The following is a 13,146-nucleotide window of genomic DNA, read 5'->3' as shown; positions in this document are numbered from 1 at the left end:
AGCGGCACGTATGATGCATCCCAAACTCCCGCAGATTAGAAGCCTATGTCCCTGATAGTTCTACTGCTTCTGCCTTTTATCGGCAGCTGTCTGGCGGCCTTGCTGCCGCACAATGCACGTAACACCGAATCCCTGCTGGCTGGCCTTGTGGCCCTGGTCGGCACCCTTCAAGTCGCGCTGCTCTACCCCCAGATCGCCCACGGTGGCGTGATCCGCGAAGAATTCATGTGGTTGCCCAGCCTCGGGCTGAACTTCGTGTTGCGCATGGACGGGTTTGCCTGGCTGTTCTCGATGCTGGTGCTCGGCATTGGCACGCTGGTGTCGCTGTATGCGCGCTACTACATGTCGCCGGACGACCCGGTGCCGCGTTTCTTCGCGTTTTTCCTGGCCTTTATGGGCGCCATGCTCGGCCTGGTAATCTCCGGCAACCTGATCCAGATCGTGTTCTTCTGGGAACTGACCAGCCTGTTCTCATTCCTGCTGATCGGTTATTGGCACCACCGCGCCGACGCACGGCGTGGCGCGTATATGGCGTTGATGGTCACCGGTGCCGGCGGCTTGTGCCTGCTGGCGGGCGTGATGCTGCTGGGGCATATCGTCGGCAGCTATGACCTGGACCAGGTGCTGGCGGCGGGCGAGCAGATTCGTGCGCATTCGCTGTACCCGGTCATGCTCGCCCTGGTGCTGATCGGCGCCCTGAGCAAAAGCGCGCAGTTCCCCTTCCACTTCTGGCTGCCCCACGCGATGGCGGCACCGACGCCGGTTTCGGCCTATCTGCATTCGGCAACGATGGTGAAGGCCGGGGTGTTCCTGCTGGCCCGCCTGTGGCCGTCGCTGTCCGGCAGCGAAGAATGGTTCTGGATCGTCGGCGGTGCCGGCGCCCTTACCCTCCTCCTCGGCGCGTATTGCGCCATGTTCCAGAATGATCTCAAGGGCCTGCTGGCCTATTCCACCATCAGCCACCTCGGGCTGATCACCCTGCTGCTGGGCCTCAACAGCCCGCTGGCTGCGGTCGCGGCAGTGTTCCATATCCTCAACCATGCCACCTTCAAGGCTTCGCTGTTCATGGCGGCAGGCATCATCGACCACGAAAGCGGCACGCGCGATATCCGCAAGCTCAGTGGGTTGGTGCGGCTGATCCCCTTTACCGCGACGTTGGCAATGGTGGCCAGCGCCTCGATGGCCGGGGTGCCGTTGCTCAACGGCTTCCTGTCCAAAGAGATGTTCTTCGCCGAAACCGTGTTTATCTCGTCGACCCAATGGGTGGAAATCGCCCTGCCGATGATCGCGACCATCGCCGGTACGTTCAGCGTGGCCTACGCCCTGCGCTTTACCGTGGATGTGTTCTTCGGCCCGCCCGCCACCAACCTGCCCCATACGCCCCATGAACCCCCGCGCTGGATGCGTGCGCCGGTCGAGTTGCTGGTGTTCACCTGCCTGCTGGTGGGCATCCTCCCGGCCCAGGTGGTCGGCTCGATCCTCGCCGCCGCCGCGCTGCCGGTGGTGGGCGGGGTGCTGCCCGAGTACAGCCTGGCGATCTGGCACGGCTGGAACGCGCCGATGATCATGAGCCTGGTGGCCATGTCCGGCGGTGTGGTGCTGTACCTGTTGCTGCGCAAGCAACTCAAGCGCGGCCGCTTCAAGTACCCGCCGGTCATCAGCTACTTCAACGGCAAGCGCGGTTTCGAACGCAGCCTGGTGGTGATGATGCGTGGCGTGCGCAAGATCGAAAAACGCATCAGCACCAAACGCCTGCAGACCCAACTGTTCCTGCTGGTGCTGGCGGCGGTCATCGCCGGTTTGATCCCGATGCTCAACAGCGGCCTCAGTTGGGGCGACCGCCCGAAAATCCCGGGTTCCATCGTGTTCGTCACCCTGTGGCTGCTGGCGATTGCCTGTGCCCTCGGCGCCGCCTGGCAGGCCAAGTACCACCGGCTGGCGGCCCTGACCATGGTCAGCGTGTGCGGCCTGATGACCTGCATCACCTTTGTATGGTTTTCGGCGCCGGACCTGGCACTCACACAACTGGTGGTGGAAGTAGTGACCACCGTGCTGATCCTGCTGGGCCTGCGCTGGCTGCCACGGCGGATCGAAGAAGTCTCGCCACTGCCGAGTTCGCTGCGCAAGGCACGCATTCGACGCCTGCGTGACTTCCTGTTGTCCACCGTGGTGGGCGGCGGCATGGCGCTGCTGTCCTACGCGATGCTGACCCGCCAGACGCCCAACGATATCTCCTCGTTCTACCTCAGCCGTGCCTTGCCCGAAGGCGGCGGCAGCAATGTGGTGAACGTGATGCTGGTGGACTTCCGTGGCTTCGACACCCTCGGCGAAATCACCGTGCTGGGCGCCGTGGCGCTGACGGTTTACGCCCTGCTACGGCGCTTCCGCCCGTCCAAGGAAAGCATGCAACTGCCCGCGCAACAGCGCCAGCTCGCGCCGGACGTGGCCACCGACCTGGTCAACCCGCGCCAGGCCAGCGATACCGCCCTCGGCTTTATGATGGTGCCGGCAGTGCTGGTACGCCTGCTGCTGCCGATTGCGCTGGTGGTGTCGTTCTACCTGTTCATGCGCGGCCACAATCAACCGGGCGGCGGGTTTGTCGCCGGGCTGGTGATGTCGGTGGCGTTTATCCTGCAATACATGGTGGCGGGCACCCAGTGGGTCGAGGCCCAGATGAGCCTGCGGCCGATGCGCTGGATGGGCTTCGGGCTGTTCTCGGCGACGTTGACCGGGCTCGGCGCCTTGTTTGCCGGGTACCCGTTCCTCACCACGCATACCTGGCATTTGCGCCTGCCGCTGCTGGGCGATATCCACATCGCCAGCGCGTTGTTCTTCGACGTCGGCGTGTACGCCATGGTCGTCGGTTCGACCCTGCTGATGCTCACCGCCCTCGGCCACCAGTCCGTGCGGGCCCATAAACCGAGCAACCAGGCCAAAGTGGTTGCCGCAACGGAAGGAGCCGCCTGATGGAAGAAGTCATCGCAATTGCCATTGGGGTCCTGGCGGCCTCCGGCGTCTGGTTGATCCTGCGCCCACGGACGTTCCAGGTGGTGATGGGCCTGTGCCTGTTGTCGTACGGGGTCAACCTGTTCATTTTCAGTATGGGCAGCCTGTTTATCGGCAAGGAGCCGATCATCAAGGACGGCGTGCCGCAAGACCTGCTCAACTACACCGACCCGCTGCCCCAGGCGCTGGTGCTCACGGCTATCGTGATCAGCTTCGCCATGACCGCGTTGTTCCTGATCGTTCTGCTGGCCTCCCGGGGCCTGACCGGCACTGACCATGTAGACGGCCGGGAGCCCAAGGAATGACGTGGATGAATCAACTGATCGTCGCGCCGATCCTGCTGCCGTTGCTGACCGCCGCGCTGATGCTGATGCTCGGCGAAAAACGCCGCCCGCTGAAAGCCAAAATCAATCTGTTCTCCAGCGTCGTCGGCCTGGGTATCGCGATCCTGCTGTTGTACTGGACGCAAAAAGGCGGCCCCGGCTCCATCGGCGTCTACCTGCCGGGCAACTGGCAGGTGCCGTTCGGCATTGTGCTGGTGGTGGACCAACTGTCGGCGTTGATGCTGGTGCTCACCGGGATCATCGGCGTCAGTGCGTTGCTGTTCGCCATGGCCCGCTGGGACCGCGCCGGCACCAGCTTCCACGCGTTGTTCCAGATCCAGATGATGGGCCTGTACGGCGCATTTCTCACCGCCGACCTGTTCAACCTGTTCGTGTTCTTCGAGGTGCTGCTGGCGGCGTCCTACGGCTTGATGCTGCACGGCTCAGGCCGTGCGCGGGTGTCGTCGGGGCTGCATTACATCGCGATCAACCTGCTGGCGTCGTCGTTGTTCCTGATCGGCGCGGCGATGATCTACGGCGTCACCGGCACGCTGAATTTCGCCGACCTGGCGCTGAAAATCCCGCTGGTGCCGGAGGCTGATCGCGGCCTGCTGCACGCCGGTGCGGCGATCCTGGCCACGGCATTCCTGGCCAAGGCGGGCATGTGGCCGCTGAATTTCTGGCTGGCGCCCGCCTACTCCTCGGCGAGCGCGCCGGTGGCCGCGATGTTTGCGATCATGACCAAGGTCGGCGTGTACACCGTGCTGCGCCTGTGGACCCTGCTGTTCTCCGGCCAGGCCGGTGCCTCGGCGCTGTTTGGCGGCGATTGGCTGGTGTACGGCGGCATGGCGACGATCATCTGCGCGGCACTGGCGATGGTGGCGGCGCAGCGCCTGGAGCGCATGGCGAGTTTGAGCATCCTGGTTTCGGCCGGGATTCTGCTATCGGCCGTGGGCTTTGCCCAGCCAAGCCTGACGGCGGGCGCTTTGTTCTATCTGGTCAGTTCCACACTGGCGTTAAGCGCGCTGTTCCTCCTGGCGGAATTGATCGAACGTTCGCGCTCGGCCAATGACCTGCCACTGGATGAAGAAATCGATGCGCTGCCCAAGGCCATGGAGTCGCTGCATCCACGCCCCGGCGTCAACCTGGACGATGAGCAGAAAGCCGTAGTCGGTCAGGTGATCCCATGGACCATGGCGTTCCTGGGCTTGAGCTTTGTCGCCTGCGCCCTGCTGATCATCGGCATGCCGCCGCTGTCCGGGTTTATCGGCAAACTCAGCTTGCTGAGCGCGCTGGTCAATCCGCTGGGCCTGGGCAATCCTGTCGATGAGCCGATCCGCCCGGCAGCCTGGGGCCTGGTGGCGCTGCTGATCCTGTCTGGCCTGGCCTCGCTGATCGCCTTCGCCCGCCTCGGCATCCAGCGTTTCTGGACCCCGGAAGAACGCCCATCGCCGCTGCTGCGCCGCTACGAGTGCGTGCCGATCTTCTTCCTGCTGGGCCTGAGCATCGCCCTGACCTTCAAGGCCGAGCCGCTGATGCGCTACACCCTGGCCACCGCCAAGAGCCTGAACAACCCGGAGAGCTACGTGATGGCCGTTATGGCCACGCGCCCGGTGCCCAGCCCTGAAGCCAAGGCGACTGCGCAGGAGATGCGACCATGAAGCGCCTGTTCCCTGCCCCGTGGTTATCCCTGGCGTTGTGGGTGTTGTGGCTGGTGCTGAACCTGTCGGTCAGCCCCGGCAACCTGTTGCTGGGCGCGCTGCTGGGCGTTCTCGCGCCGCTGCTGATGGCACCGCTGCGCCCGCTGCCGATCCGCATCCGCCGACCTGGCGTGATCATCCGCCTGTTTTTCGTGGTGGGCCGCGATGTGATCATCTCCAACCTGCACGTGGCCTGGGGGTGCTCACCTGCGGCTCACACCCACCGCGCTCACGCTTCATCAAAATCCCGTTGGACCTGCACGACGCGAATGGCCTGGCCGTACTGTCGATGATCACCAGCGTGACGCCCGGCACCGTCTGGTCGGAACTGGCGCTGGACCGCAGCATCCTGCTCTTGCACGTGTTCGACCTGGAGGATGAAGCGGCGTTTATCGAGCACTTCAAAACCACCTACGAACGGCCCCTGATGGAGATCTTCGAATGAGCGCCCTGCTCTCCAATGCGATCCTGTTCAGCCTGTTCCTGTTCTCCCTGGCCATGGTGCTGACGCTGGTGCGCCTGTTCAAAGGCCCATCGGCCCAGGACCGGGTACTGGCGCTGGACTACCTGTACATCCTGGCGATGCTGATGATGCTGGTGCTGGGCATTCGTTATGCCAGTGACACCTACTTTGAAGCGGCGTTGTTGATTGCGCTGTTTGGCTTCGTCGGGTCGTTCGCCCTGGCGAAATTCCTGCTGCGTGGCGAGGTGATTGAATGATGCCGTTATGGGTTGAAGTGAGCGTGGCCGTGCTGTTGGTGCTCAGCAGTGTGTTTGCGTTGATTGGCGCGATCGGGTTGTTGCGCATGAAGGAGTTTTTCCAGCGCATGCACCCGCCTGCACTGGCTTCCACGCTGGGGGCATGGTGTGTGGCGCTGGCGTCGATCATCTACTTTTCGGTGCTCAAGTCCGGCCCGGTGTTGCATGGGTGGTTGATCCCGATTCTGCTGTCGATCACCGTGCCGGTAACCACGCTGCTGCTGGCCAGGACGGCACTGTTTCGTAAGCGCATGGCGGGGGATGATGTGCCGGCCGAGGTCAGCAGTCGCCGGGCTGAGAGGTAACCGAGTCAACCTGGCGCTCGATTTGTATCAAGAGGGCGTACGGATAAACCTTTGAAGGGGCGGACCGAATGGCGTGCCGGTAGCCGGATCAATCGCGTACCACTTGCCGTCCTGGATGATGGCTTGCACCTGTAGCTGCCCAACCGTGCCAGGCACCGAAGGCGAACGCAGTGCATTGGCCTTCTTGATCATCTCGGAGACGGAGGGAAAAAAGTCTTTGCCAAAGCGCACCCGTTCATGAACATCAGCGGGCACAAAAACCCCCATCCCCACTTTTGTCGGCAGGCCCTTGTGTGTACGGCTCACAAACTCGGCGAAGGCGCCGGGCTGACGCACCAAATCAACAAACCCCTCTGCCGGGTTCAGTATCCCGCGAAGCAATGTTGTACCTTCGCTCAGAATAGAGGTACGAAAAGCCTGCCGGCTGAAGCGTGATGCAAGCTTGACCGCCTTCCACGCCTTATGCGCCGCCTGTAGCCCTCCCGTACCGATAAACGATATCGCGTCAATAGCCAGGTTCTTCAACCCGTCTCTGACGTTGCCTTCATAGATATCGACCAGAGGCCCGATAAACGAAATCATCGACACCATCGCCCGGCCGTTTTCCTTGCTCATCAGGCGATCAACGTAGCCTGAGATAGTGTCTTCGCTGGGCAACACTGTGTTTGCATAATCGATAAGTTCCTGGCGATGCCCACTGTAGTTGCCGATGTAGTTACCCTTGAGTATCGCGTTGATAATCGATTGGGTCTTGGCGGAGCCAAAGGTGTCAGGCACCCAATCATTGGCGTTGTCACCTTGCCCCTTGATAGAAGATCCCGGCAGTGTAGGGCCCATTTTGGAAATGATGACTTTCGACGAAACACCGGGACGGGGGGCATCACCGGTAAGATAGGCATTAAAATCAAACGGCTGTTCAGTACCTCGCAGGTAGCGATGCAACTGTGAAGGTTTCCTGGTGAAATGCTCTCGCTCTTCTTGAATGACCCCATCGAGTTTTAATTTTTTCCCCGCCAGGTCTGCCGTACGGTCGATGATCATGCCGGATGCCGGGAAAAACTCGTGATAACGCGTTTTGCCCTGGTACTGGCTACGCAACAGCACCCCATGCCAACCACGATTTTTGGCGACCTTATTGCCCTTGGCCGCATCTTGCGGCTGCGTCTCACCGGTTTCCTGCCGTAGCCTGATAGGCTCGACATCCCCCCACTCCAGAGCCCGACGGTCTTCAATCGGCAAGCGCTCAAGGCTCATTGCCATAAGGCCAGGCATCGCGGCCTTGATCGTGGCCAGATAATCATCAACCGCACCCGCGACTTGATCGGCAATTTTTGGGAGTGAGCTTATTCGCGTATCGAATTCAGCTTGCGTGATACGGGGATGGCTAAAGCTGAACTTCCCCTCATGCAAATCGCCCGACGCATAAGCCTCTATCAACGTGGGCTGGGTCGGGTTGCTACCAAAGCCTATCCGGCTGAGCTTGGTCGCAGGCTTTTTCAGTGTGAGGGAAGTGAGCTCGCTCTCCGTCAACTCGGGGAATTTTTCTTTGAGTACCTTGGTTGCCAGGCTGGTGCGGGTGGGTGGCGCCGTGCCGAGGGTCTCGAGCGCTTTCTCGACCTGCGCTGAACGCTGCGTGATTGCGTCAGACGCCGTCTGGTAGTCCTCAGCAGTATATTTTCCGTCACTGCGCTGGGGCACTGTACCCGTCATGACCCCCACCTGTAGCACCACCCTGGCACCCAGCGCCATGGTCAGGATTTGTTGTGGCGGCTGAAGGGCGTCCAAGGTCGTCAATGCTCCAAGCTCCTGGAGATTCATACCGCGACTCGCTCCAGGGCCGCCCCACACCTCAGCCAATCCCGTGCCCAGGCTGAGGGTCATCCACGCCGGGCTGCCTATGCGTATTGTGTCAGGCGACTGGCGTAACGGCGCAGGCACGCTTGAAGAGAGTTGATCCGGTTTCACCAGAAATTCCGGGGCCGCGTGTGCCAGAAAAAAGGTGGGCTACCAGCGGCGCGGCGCGCACGCTCACGCCTTTTTTGTCTATCAGATACTTCTCGAAATCCTTGCGCACCGCCCCTATCTCACGCCCCATATTGGCTGGCGCATAGAATTGATAACCCGCCGCAGTACCCGGCGTGGAGGGCACGGCAGGGTCGACGCTGAGCATAATGGTGGAGGTCACCAGGCTTTGCAGCTCTGCGGCATCGATTTCTTCGCGGCCCTCGCCCTTGTACCAGCCCAATTCCCGGGCAAGCTCACGCCCCCAATCCTGGGCCTCGGGAGTTTTAAGTAGTTGGTCCCATAGCTGGTCAGCCTTGGCGGCCGTTTCCTGCGGGTCCACCTGCGTGACAATCCGGCGGCCCAATACATAGCCGATCGTATTGGCGCCATACTTCTGATCCGTCGCCAGGCTCGCCAGCTTGCTCTTGTCATGTGCCGACAAGGTTCCCGGGGCCCACTCCTGAGGCAGCAATGCCGCGTAATTACCGCCAGTTGCCGGCGGTGCGAAGTCGGTTCGCAGCCAATTGGCCGCCGCACGGGCCTGGGCTGGCGTGTCGATCGGCCCAAGGTTCATAGACTGGGCGACTTGCCGCAGATCATGGCGTTCGTCTGAATACAGCGCGTTGCCCAAATCCACACTCAACGCGACCACCGCAGCCAGTTCGTCTTTCAGCGACTGGCTCCAGCCGCTACTGAAAGGGACGTCCAACCACCGATTGGAGGCCGGTTGCAACACTTGCAGCACACCCTCACTGATGCGTACCGGCTGATTCGGCAGCGTCTCCCCCAAATCCTCCAGAGTCCAACGCATCTCAAGGCGAGAGACAAGCTGATTCAAGCGCCTGCGAGCCTCATCATCGCTCTTCAGCGGGTTGCTTCGGGAGACCTCAAACTCGGTATTCGATAACGCTAACGGCGAATTATCAGCCCCCCCTCGGCCGCACGTTGCAACGCATCTGCCAGATTTTTTCGGTCATCCAGTTCATTGATGCCGCGCTTGGACCATTCAAGCTTGAGTTCACGTTCGCGTAACTCCTCGGTAGACAGCGCAGGCCAACCTGCCTTCAGGTTAGTCACCAGCGCACTCGCTTGCTCGTCGGTATACGGCGGGCGCACGCCATAGAAGTGACTGGCCACGTTGCGAGAAACTTCCTGGCTGTTGCGCGCAACATACGGCACACCATGGTGCCCGAGGTCCAATGCCTCAAGCGCACGCATCACTTGCCGCGACACTTGCCACCAGCCGGAGGTGTCTTGCAGGGTGTAGGTCTGATGAGAGACCACGCCGTTACGCGTGACGAAACCCGATACGCTGTTGTTGCCAATCGTGACCGAGTCCAGTGAAAAGCCCTTACCTCTCAGCCAGGCCAGTACCTCGGGCTGGTTGACCACATGCTTGTAGATCTCGAACGGCTGCGAAATAAGCGACCGGGCGGGCACGCTTACCGATGAGTCAGCCAGATCGCCCATTTTTGTGATCAGTTGTGCCTGCAGGGTCTTATCTGCGTCAGCGGAATGCGAGGTCGGCCCACCCAGACTTCCCAGCGTGTTGCGCACGGGGTTTGTGGGCGCATCCCCTGATGCGCGTCTATCGCGCCGCCCCGAACCCTCTTCGTAATCGCCCCGAGCAAACGCGCGCAGGGTTACATCCCAGGGTTGCCCAAATGATGTCGAGCCGCTTGGCCCCCTGGCAGGCAAGCGTTTCTGATCTGCCGCATAAGGGGGCGCGCCTTGGCTGGCAGGCTCGGGAGATGGCTGAGTGGGAGGAGAAATAACAGGCGGGTGATCAGCAGCGAATGAATACCCGCTGGAGTTGGCACTGGAGACTGGCATATTCAGCCCTTGCGAAAGAGACCTATGGAAGTGTCCTCATCCTAAGAACTGCTGCCGTCACGCTAGGTAAAAAGCCCCCTGCCAACTATAAGAAAACTCCGAACATGCCGATGGAAAATCCAGGATGATCTTCAACCGAAAGATCGAATATGCGCCGCCAACTCCGCCAACTCGGCATCCTCGGCCCGCACAAAATCGTGGGATGAGATATAGCCCTCATAGGCGTCAAAGAACTTGTCCACCCTGGAGCTGATGGGCTTGAACGCGCTGTCCGGCCCCGTCCCATGCATCGGGAACAGCTTCGCGTGCAGGTGGTCCACGCCATACCCCTCCAGCATCATCCCCGTGCGTGCCACATCGGGAAATGCCCGGTCAATCTGCAGCGCGGTCTTCTTGGCCGCAACGATCAGTTCAGATAACACCGCATCCGACTGCGCAAACGCATAGCTGCCGTAATGCTGCTTGGGGATCACCACGCTGAAACCCGGGGTGTTGGGAAAGATCGATAGAAACGCCATGTGCCGTTCGTCTTCCCACAGAATGTGGGCTGGAGAGGTCTTTTGAACGATGCTGCAAAAAATACAATCCATTTGAATCTCCGCAGTGGGCTTGATGAGTCCTTTTACAAGATCGGCGCACCGAACCTGCGCAACCGAGGCATCCAATGGTCCAGGATTTCTGCCGACGCCAGCACACGATGCGCATGCCCGATCAACAGCCGGCGTGGCACAAAGCCGATGTACCCGGAGTCATCACTGTTGTCGCGGTTGTCTCCCAGCATGAAATAACTGTCGGCAGGCACGACCACCGGACCAAAATTTCGCAATGCCCGAACAGTCGGCATGAACTGAATCGTGCGTTGGCTGTTGCCCGCACGCTCAGCCAATTTGATACCCGGCACCGTTTGGCCCGGCACGATCGGCTCGCTGATGTCCTGCGCATTACTGTAGGTGGCGGGCGTGCCGTTGACCCACAGCACTTCATCTTTCATTTCCAGGGTATCGCCGGGAACCCCGACGATGCGCTTGATCAGGCGCATGCCATCCTTGGGCGACGAGAAGGTCACCACATCACCGCGCTTAGGGTCATCAACCCTGGCCAGGGAAATATCCGTGAGCGGCAGCTTGAGGTCATACGCCACGCGGTTGACCAGCACCACATCGCCCTCCAGCAACGTCGGGCGCATCGACCCCGACGGAATGGGGTTCCAGTCGGCCAGGGAGGTACGGAACACGCCGAAGCACAGCCAGAAAAGAATGACGTAACGGTACCGACTCAACCAACTTCGCATACAGCCTCGCACTATAAAAAGGGGCGTCGACAGCCGCCAGGATGCCCAACGTTACATTTGGCAATAGTCGCTTATTGCGCCGGAAGATTAAATCAACATTAGCGTTACCGACGTTCGGGCTTTATAGATTTACCGGACGCAGACAGTCCATTTCCAATACATAAAAAGCAGAGTCGCGTCGGACAACCGCTGTGTTCAAAGCCGATATCAGGTCGCCTGCAAGCATTGAGACTCACGCACCAGGGATTTTCAGGATGCTGGAGGGGATTCAATTGTTGGTGGAAAAAGCAGTGAACCTCAACGAAAACCCAACTCAAAGACACATCTGAGAACGAAGCATGTGTAAAGCAGACCCGCTAAACCTGTGGGAGCTGGCTTGCCTGCGATGGCGTCGCCTGGGTATATCTGACGTACCGAGGTGCGTGCATCGCAGGCAAGCCAGCTCCCACACTGGATCGAGTGAGCCGCTAAAACGCTGTCAAAAAAACGCCCCGAACCAGTCGGGGCGTTTTTTTGTTCAGCGTCTACCGATCAAGCCTGATCAGCCAGGCGCCACGTCGTCCCACCCTTCCCGTCTTCCAACACCACACCCATCGCGGTCAGTTGGTCACGGATACGGTCGGATTCCGCCCAGTCCTTGTTGGTACGAGCCGTCAAACGCGCCTGAATCAGCGCATCCACTTCAGCCGCATCCACACGCCCTTCGGCACCGGCTTGCAGGAAGTCATCGGCTTGCATCTGCAACACGCCGAGCACGCTGGCCAGTTCTTTCAGGCGCGCAGCAAGCCCCGCCGCCGCGTCGAGATCACTCTCACGCAGGCGGTTGATCTCACGCACCATCTCAAACAGCACCGCGCAGGCTTCCGGGGTGCCGAAGTCGTCGTTCATCACTTCGGTAAACCGTGCCACGAACGCTTCGCCGCCCGCCGGGGCAACCGCAGGCAAGCCTTTCAACGCGTGGTAGAAACGTTCCAAGGCGCCCTTGGCGTCCTTGAGGTTGTCTTCCGAGTAGTTGATGGCGCTGCGGTAGTGGCTCGACACCAGCAGGTAACGCACCACTTCCGGGTGGTACTTTTCCAGCACGTCGCGGATGGTGAAGAAGTTGTTCAAGGACTTGGACATCTTCTCGCCATTGATGCGGATCATGCCGCAGTGCATCCAGGCATTGGCGTAGGTCTTGCCGGTGGCGGCTTCGCTCTGGGCGATTTCGTTTTCGTGGTGCGGGAACTCGAGGTCGCTGCCGCCGCCATGAATGTCGAAGGTCTCGCCCAGGCAGCAGGTGGACATCACTGAGCATTCGATGTGCCAGCCCGGACGCCCGGCGCCCCATGGTGACTCCCAGCTCGGCTCGCCGGGCTTGGTGCCTTTCCACAGCACGAAGTCGAGCGGGTCCTGCTTGGCTTCGTCAACTTCGATACGCGCACCAATGCGCAGGTCCTCGATTTTCTTGCGCGACAGCTTGCCGTAGCCCATGAACTTGGCGACGCGGTAGTACACGTCGCCATTGCCCGGGGCGTAGGCGTAACCCTTGTCGATCAGGGTCTGGATCATCGCGTGCATGCCGGGGATGTGGTCCGTCGCACGCGGCTCCATGTCCGGCTTGAGGATATTGAGGCGCGCCTCGTCCTCGTGCATCGCGGCGATCATGCGCTCGGTCAGCGCGTCGAACGACTCGCCGTTTTCATTGGCGCGGTTGATGATTTTGTCGTCGATGTCGGTGATGTTGCGCACATACGTCAAGTCGTAGCCGCTGAACCGCAACCAGCGGGTCACCAGGTCGAAGGCAACCATGCTGCGGCCGTGGCCGATGTGGCAGTAGTCGTACACGGTCATGCCGCACACGTACATGCGCACCTTGTTGCCATCCAGCGGCTTGAAGACTTCTTTGGTCTTGCTGAGTGTGTTGTAGATCGTTAGCACAACGG

The 13,146-nt window shown here is 60.7% G+C and carries 11 protein-coding genes and 1 pseudogene; 6 read left to right on the top strand and 6 right to left on the bottom strand.

Going from position 1 to position 13,146, the window contains the following annotated elements:
* Positions 1–45 precede the first annotated feature (45 nt).
* The 6 genes and pseudogenes from LRS56_07900 (at position 46) to LRS56_07875 (ending at position 6,093) form a co-directional block, all read left to right on the top strand.
* Complete coding sequence (locus LRS56_07900) at positions 46–2,967, top strand: monovalent cation/H+ antiporter subunit A (GenBank protein ID WDU64389.1); 2,922 nt, start codon at positions 46–48, stop codon at positions 2,965–2,967.
* Positions 2,967–3,311 carry a Na+/H+ antiporter subunit C gene (locus tag LRS56_07895; GenBank protein WDU64388.1) on the top strand — a complete coding sequence of 115 codons (345 nt, stop codon included), beginning with the start codon at positions 2,967–2,969 and terminating at the stop codon, positions 3,309–3,311. The genes LRS56_07900 and LRS56_07895 overlap by 1 nt, the downstream gene beginning before the upstream one ends.
* Positions 3,308–4,990 carry a monovalent cation/H+ antiporter subunit D gene (locus tag LRS56_07890; protein ID WDU64387.1) on the top strand — a complete coding sequence of 561 codons (1,683 nt, stop codon included), beginning with the start codon at positions 3,308–3,310 and terminating at the stop codon, positions 4,988–4,990. Before LRS56_07895 ends, LRS56_07890 begins: the two co-directional genes overlap by 4 nt.
* Positions 4,987–5,474 (top strand): annotated as a pseudogene (locus LRS56_07885) (Na+/H+ antiporter subunit E). The gene LRS56_07890 and the pseudogene LRS56_07885 overlap by 4 nt, the downstream one beginning before the upstream one ends.
* Positions 5,471–5,749 (top strand): K+/H+ antiporter subunit F, encoded by a 279-nt coding sequence (locus LRS56_07880; protein ID WDU64386.1) that lies wholly within the window; start codon positions 5,471–5,473, stop codon positions 5,747–5,749. Before LRS56_07885 ends, LRS56_07880 begins: the two are co-directional and overlap by 4 nt.
* A complete protein-coding gene (locus LRS56_07875; protein WDU64385.1) occupies positions 5,746–6,093 on the top strand; it encodes a Na+/H+ antiporter subunit G in 348 nt (115 codons plus the stop codon). Before LRS56_07880 ends, LRS56_07875 begins: the two co-directional genes overlap by 4 nt.
* Positions 6,094–6,120: 27 nt before the next feature.
* Here LRS56_07875 and LRS56_07870 read toward each other — a convergent pair whose 3' ends face one another.
* From LRS56_07870 to cysS, 6 genes are all read right to left on the bottom strand, one after another.
* Positions 6,121–7,974, bottom strand: coding sequence for a hypothetical protein (locus LRS56_07870; protein ID WDU64384.1), 1,854 nt, complete (start codon positions 7,972–7,974; stop codon positions 6,121–6,123).
* A gap of 28 nt (positions 7,975–8,002) precedes the next feature.
* On the bottom strand, positions 8,003–8,935 hold the full coding sequence (locus LRS56_07865) for a hypothetical protein (GenBank protein ID WDU64383.1): 933 nt from the start codon (positions 8,933–8,935) through the stop codon (positions 8,003–8,005).
* A 71-nt stretch (positions 8,936–9,006) separates the two neighbouring features.
* Positions 9,007–9,654: a hypothetical protein gene (locus LRS56_07860; protein ID WDU64382.1), complete on the bottom strand. Its 648-nt coding sequence runs from the start codon at positions 9,652–9,654 to the stop codon at positions 9,007–9,009.
* Positions 9,655–10,061: 407 nt separating this feature from the next.
* Complete coding sequence (locus tag LRS56_07855; protein ID WDU64381.1) at positions 10,062–10,520, bottom strand: HIT family protein; 459 nt, start codon at positions 10,518–10,520, stop codon at positions 10,062–10,064.
* A 32-nt stretch (positions 10,521–10,552) separates the two neighbouring features.
* Positions 10,553–11,221, bottom strand: coding sequence for a signal peptidase I (lepB, locus tag LRS56_07850; protein WDU64380.1), 669 nt, complete (start codon positions 11,219–11,221; stop codon positions 10,553–10,555).
* 531 nt (positions 11,222–11,752) lie between these two features.
* The gene (cysS, locus tag LRS56_07845; GenBank protein ID WDU64379.1) at positions 11,753–13,141 is read right to left on the bottom strand and encodes a cysteine--tRNA ligase; all 1,389 of its coding nucleotides are present in this window, start codon (positions 13,139–13,141) and stop codon (positions 11,753–11,755) included.
* Positions 13,142–13,146 lie beyond the last annotated feature (5 nt).

The organism is Pseudomonas poae, assembly GCA_028869255.1.
Lineage (GTDB): Bacteria > Pseudomonadota > Gammaproteobacteria > Pseudomonadales > Pseudomonadaceae > Aquipseudomonas > Aquipseudomonas poae_C.
The sequence above is the reverse complement of the archived record's forward strand: the minus strand, read 5'-3'. Positions and strand labels throughout refer to the sequence as shown.

Excerpts from the sequence above, each read along its gene's own strand:
- LRS56_07875 (WDU64385.1), top strand. The coding sequence starts at position 5,746 with ATGATGCCGTTATGGGTTGAAGTGAGCGTGGCCGTGCTGTTGGTGCTC.
- LRS56_07870 (WDU64384.1), bottom strand. The coding sequence starts at position 7,974 with ATGACCCTCAGCCTGGGCACGGGATTGGCTGAGGTGTGGGGCGGCCCT.
- LRS56_07880 (WDU64386.1), top strand. The coding sequence starts at position 5,471 with ATGAGCGCCCTGCTCTCCAATGCGATCCTGTTCAGCCTGTTCCTGTTC.
- LRS56_07890 (WDU64387.1), top strand. The coding sequence starts at position 3,308 with ATGACGTGGATGAATCAACTGATCGTCGCGCCGATCCTGCTGCCGTTG.
- LRS56_07900 (WDU64389.1), top strand. The coding sequence starts at position 46 with ATGTCCCTGATAGTTCTACTGCTTCTGCCTTTTATCGGCAGCTGTCTG.
- lepB (WDU64380.1), bottom strand. The coding sequence starts at position 11,221 with ATGCGAAGTTGGTTGAGTCGGTACCGTTACGTCATTCTTTTCTGGCTG.
- LRS56_07855 (WDU64381.1), bottom strand. The coding sequence starts at position 10,520 with ATGGATTGTATTTTTTGCAGCATCGTTCAAAAGACCTCTCCAGCCCAC.
- LRS56_07895 (WDU64388.1), top strand. The coding sequence starts at position 2,967 with ATGGAAGAAGTCATCGCAATTGCCATTGGGGTCCTGGCGGCCTCCGGC.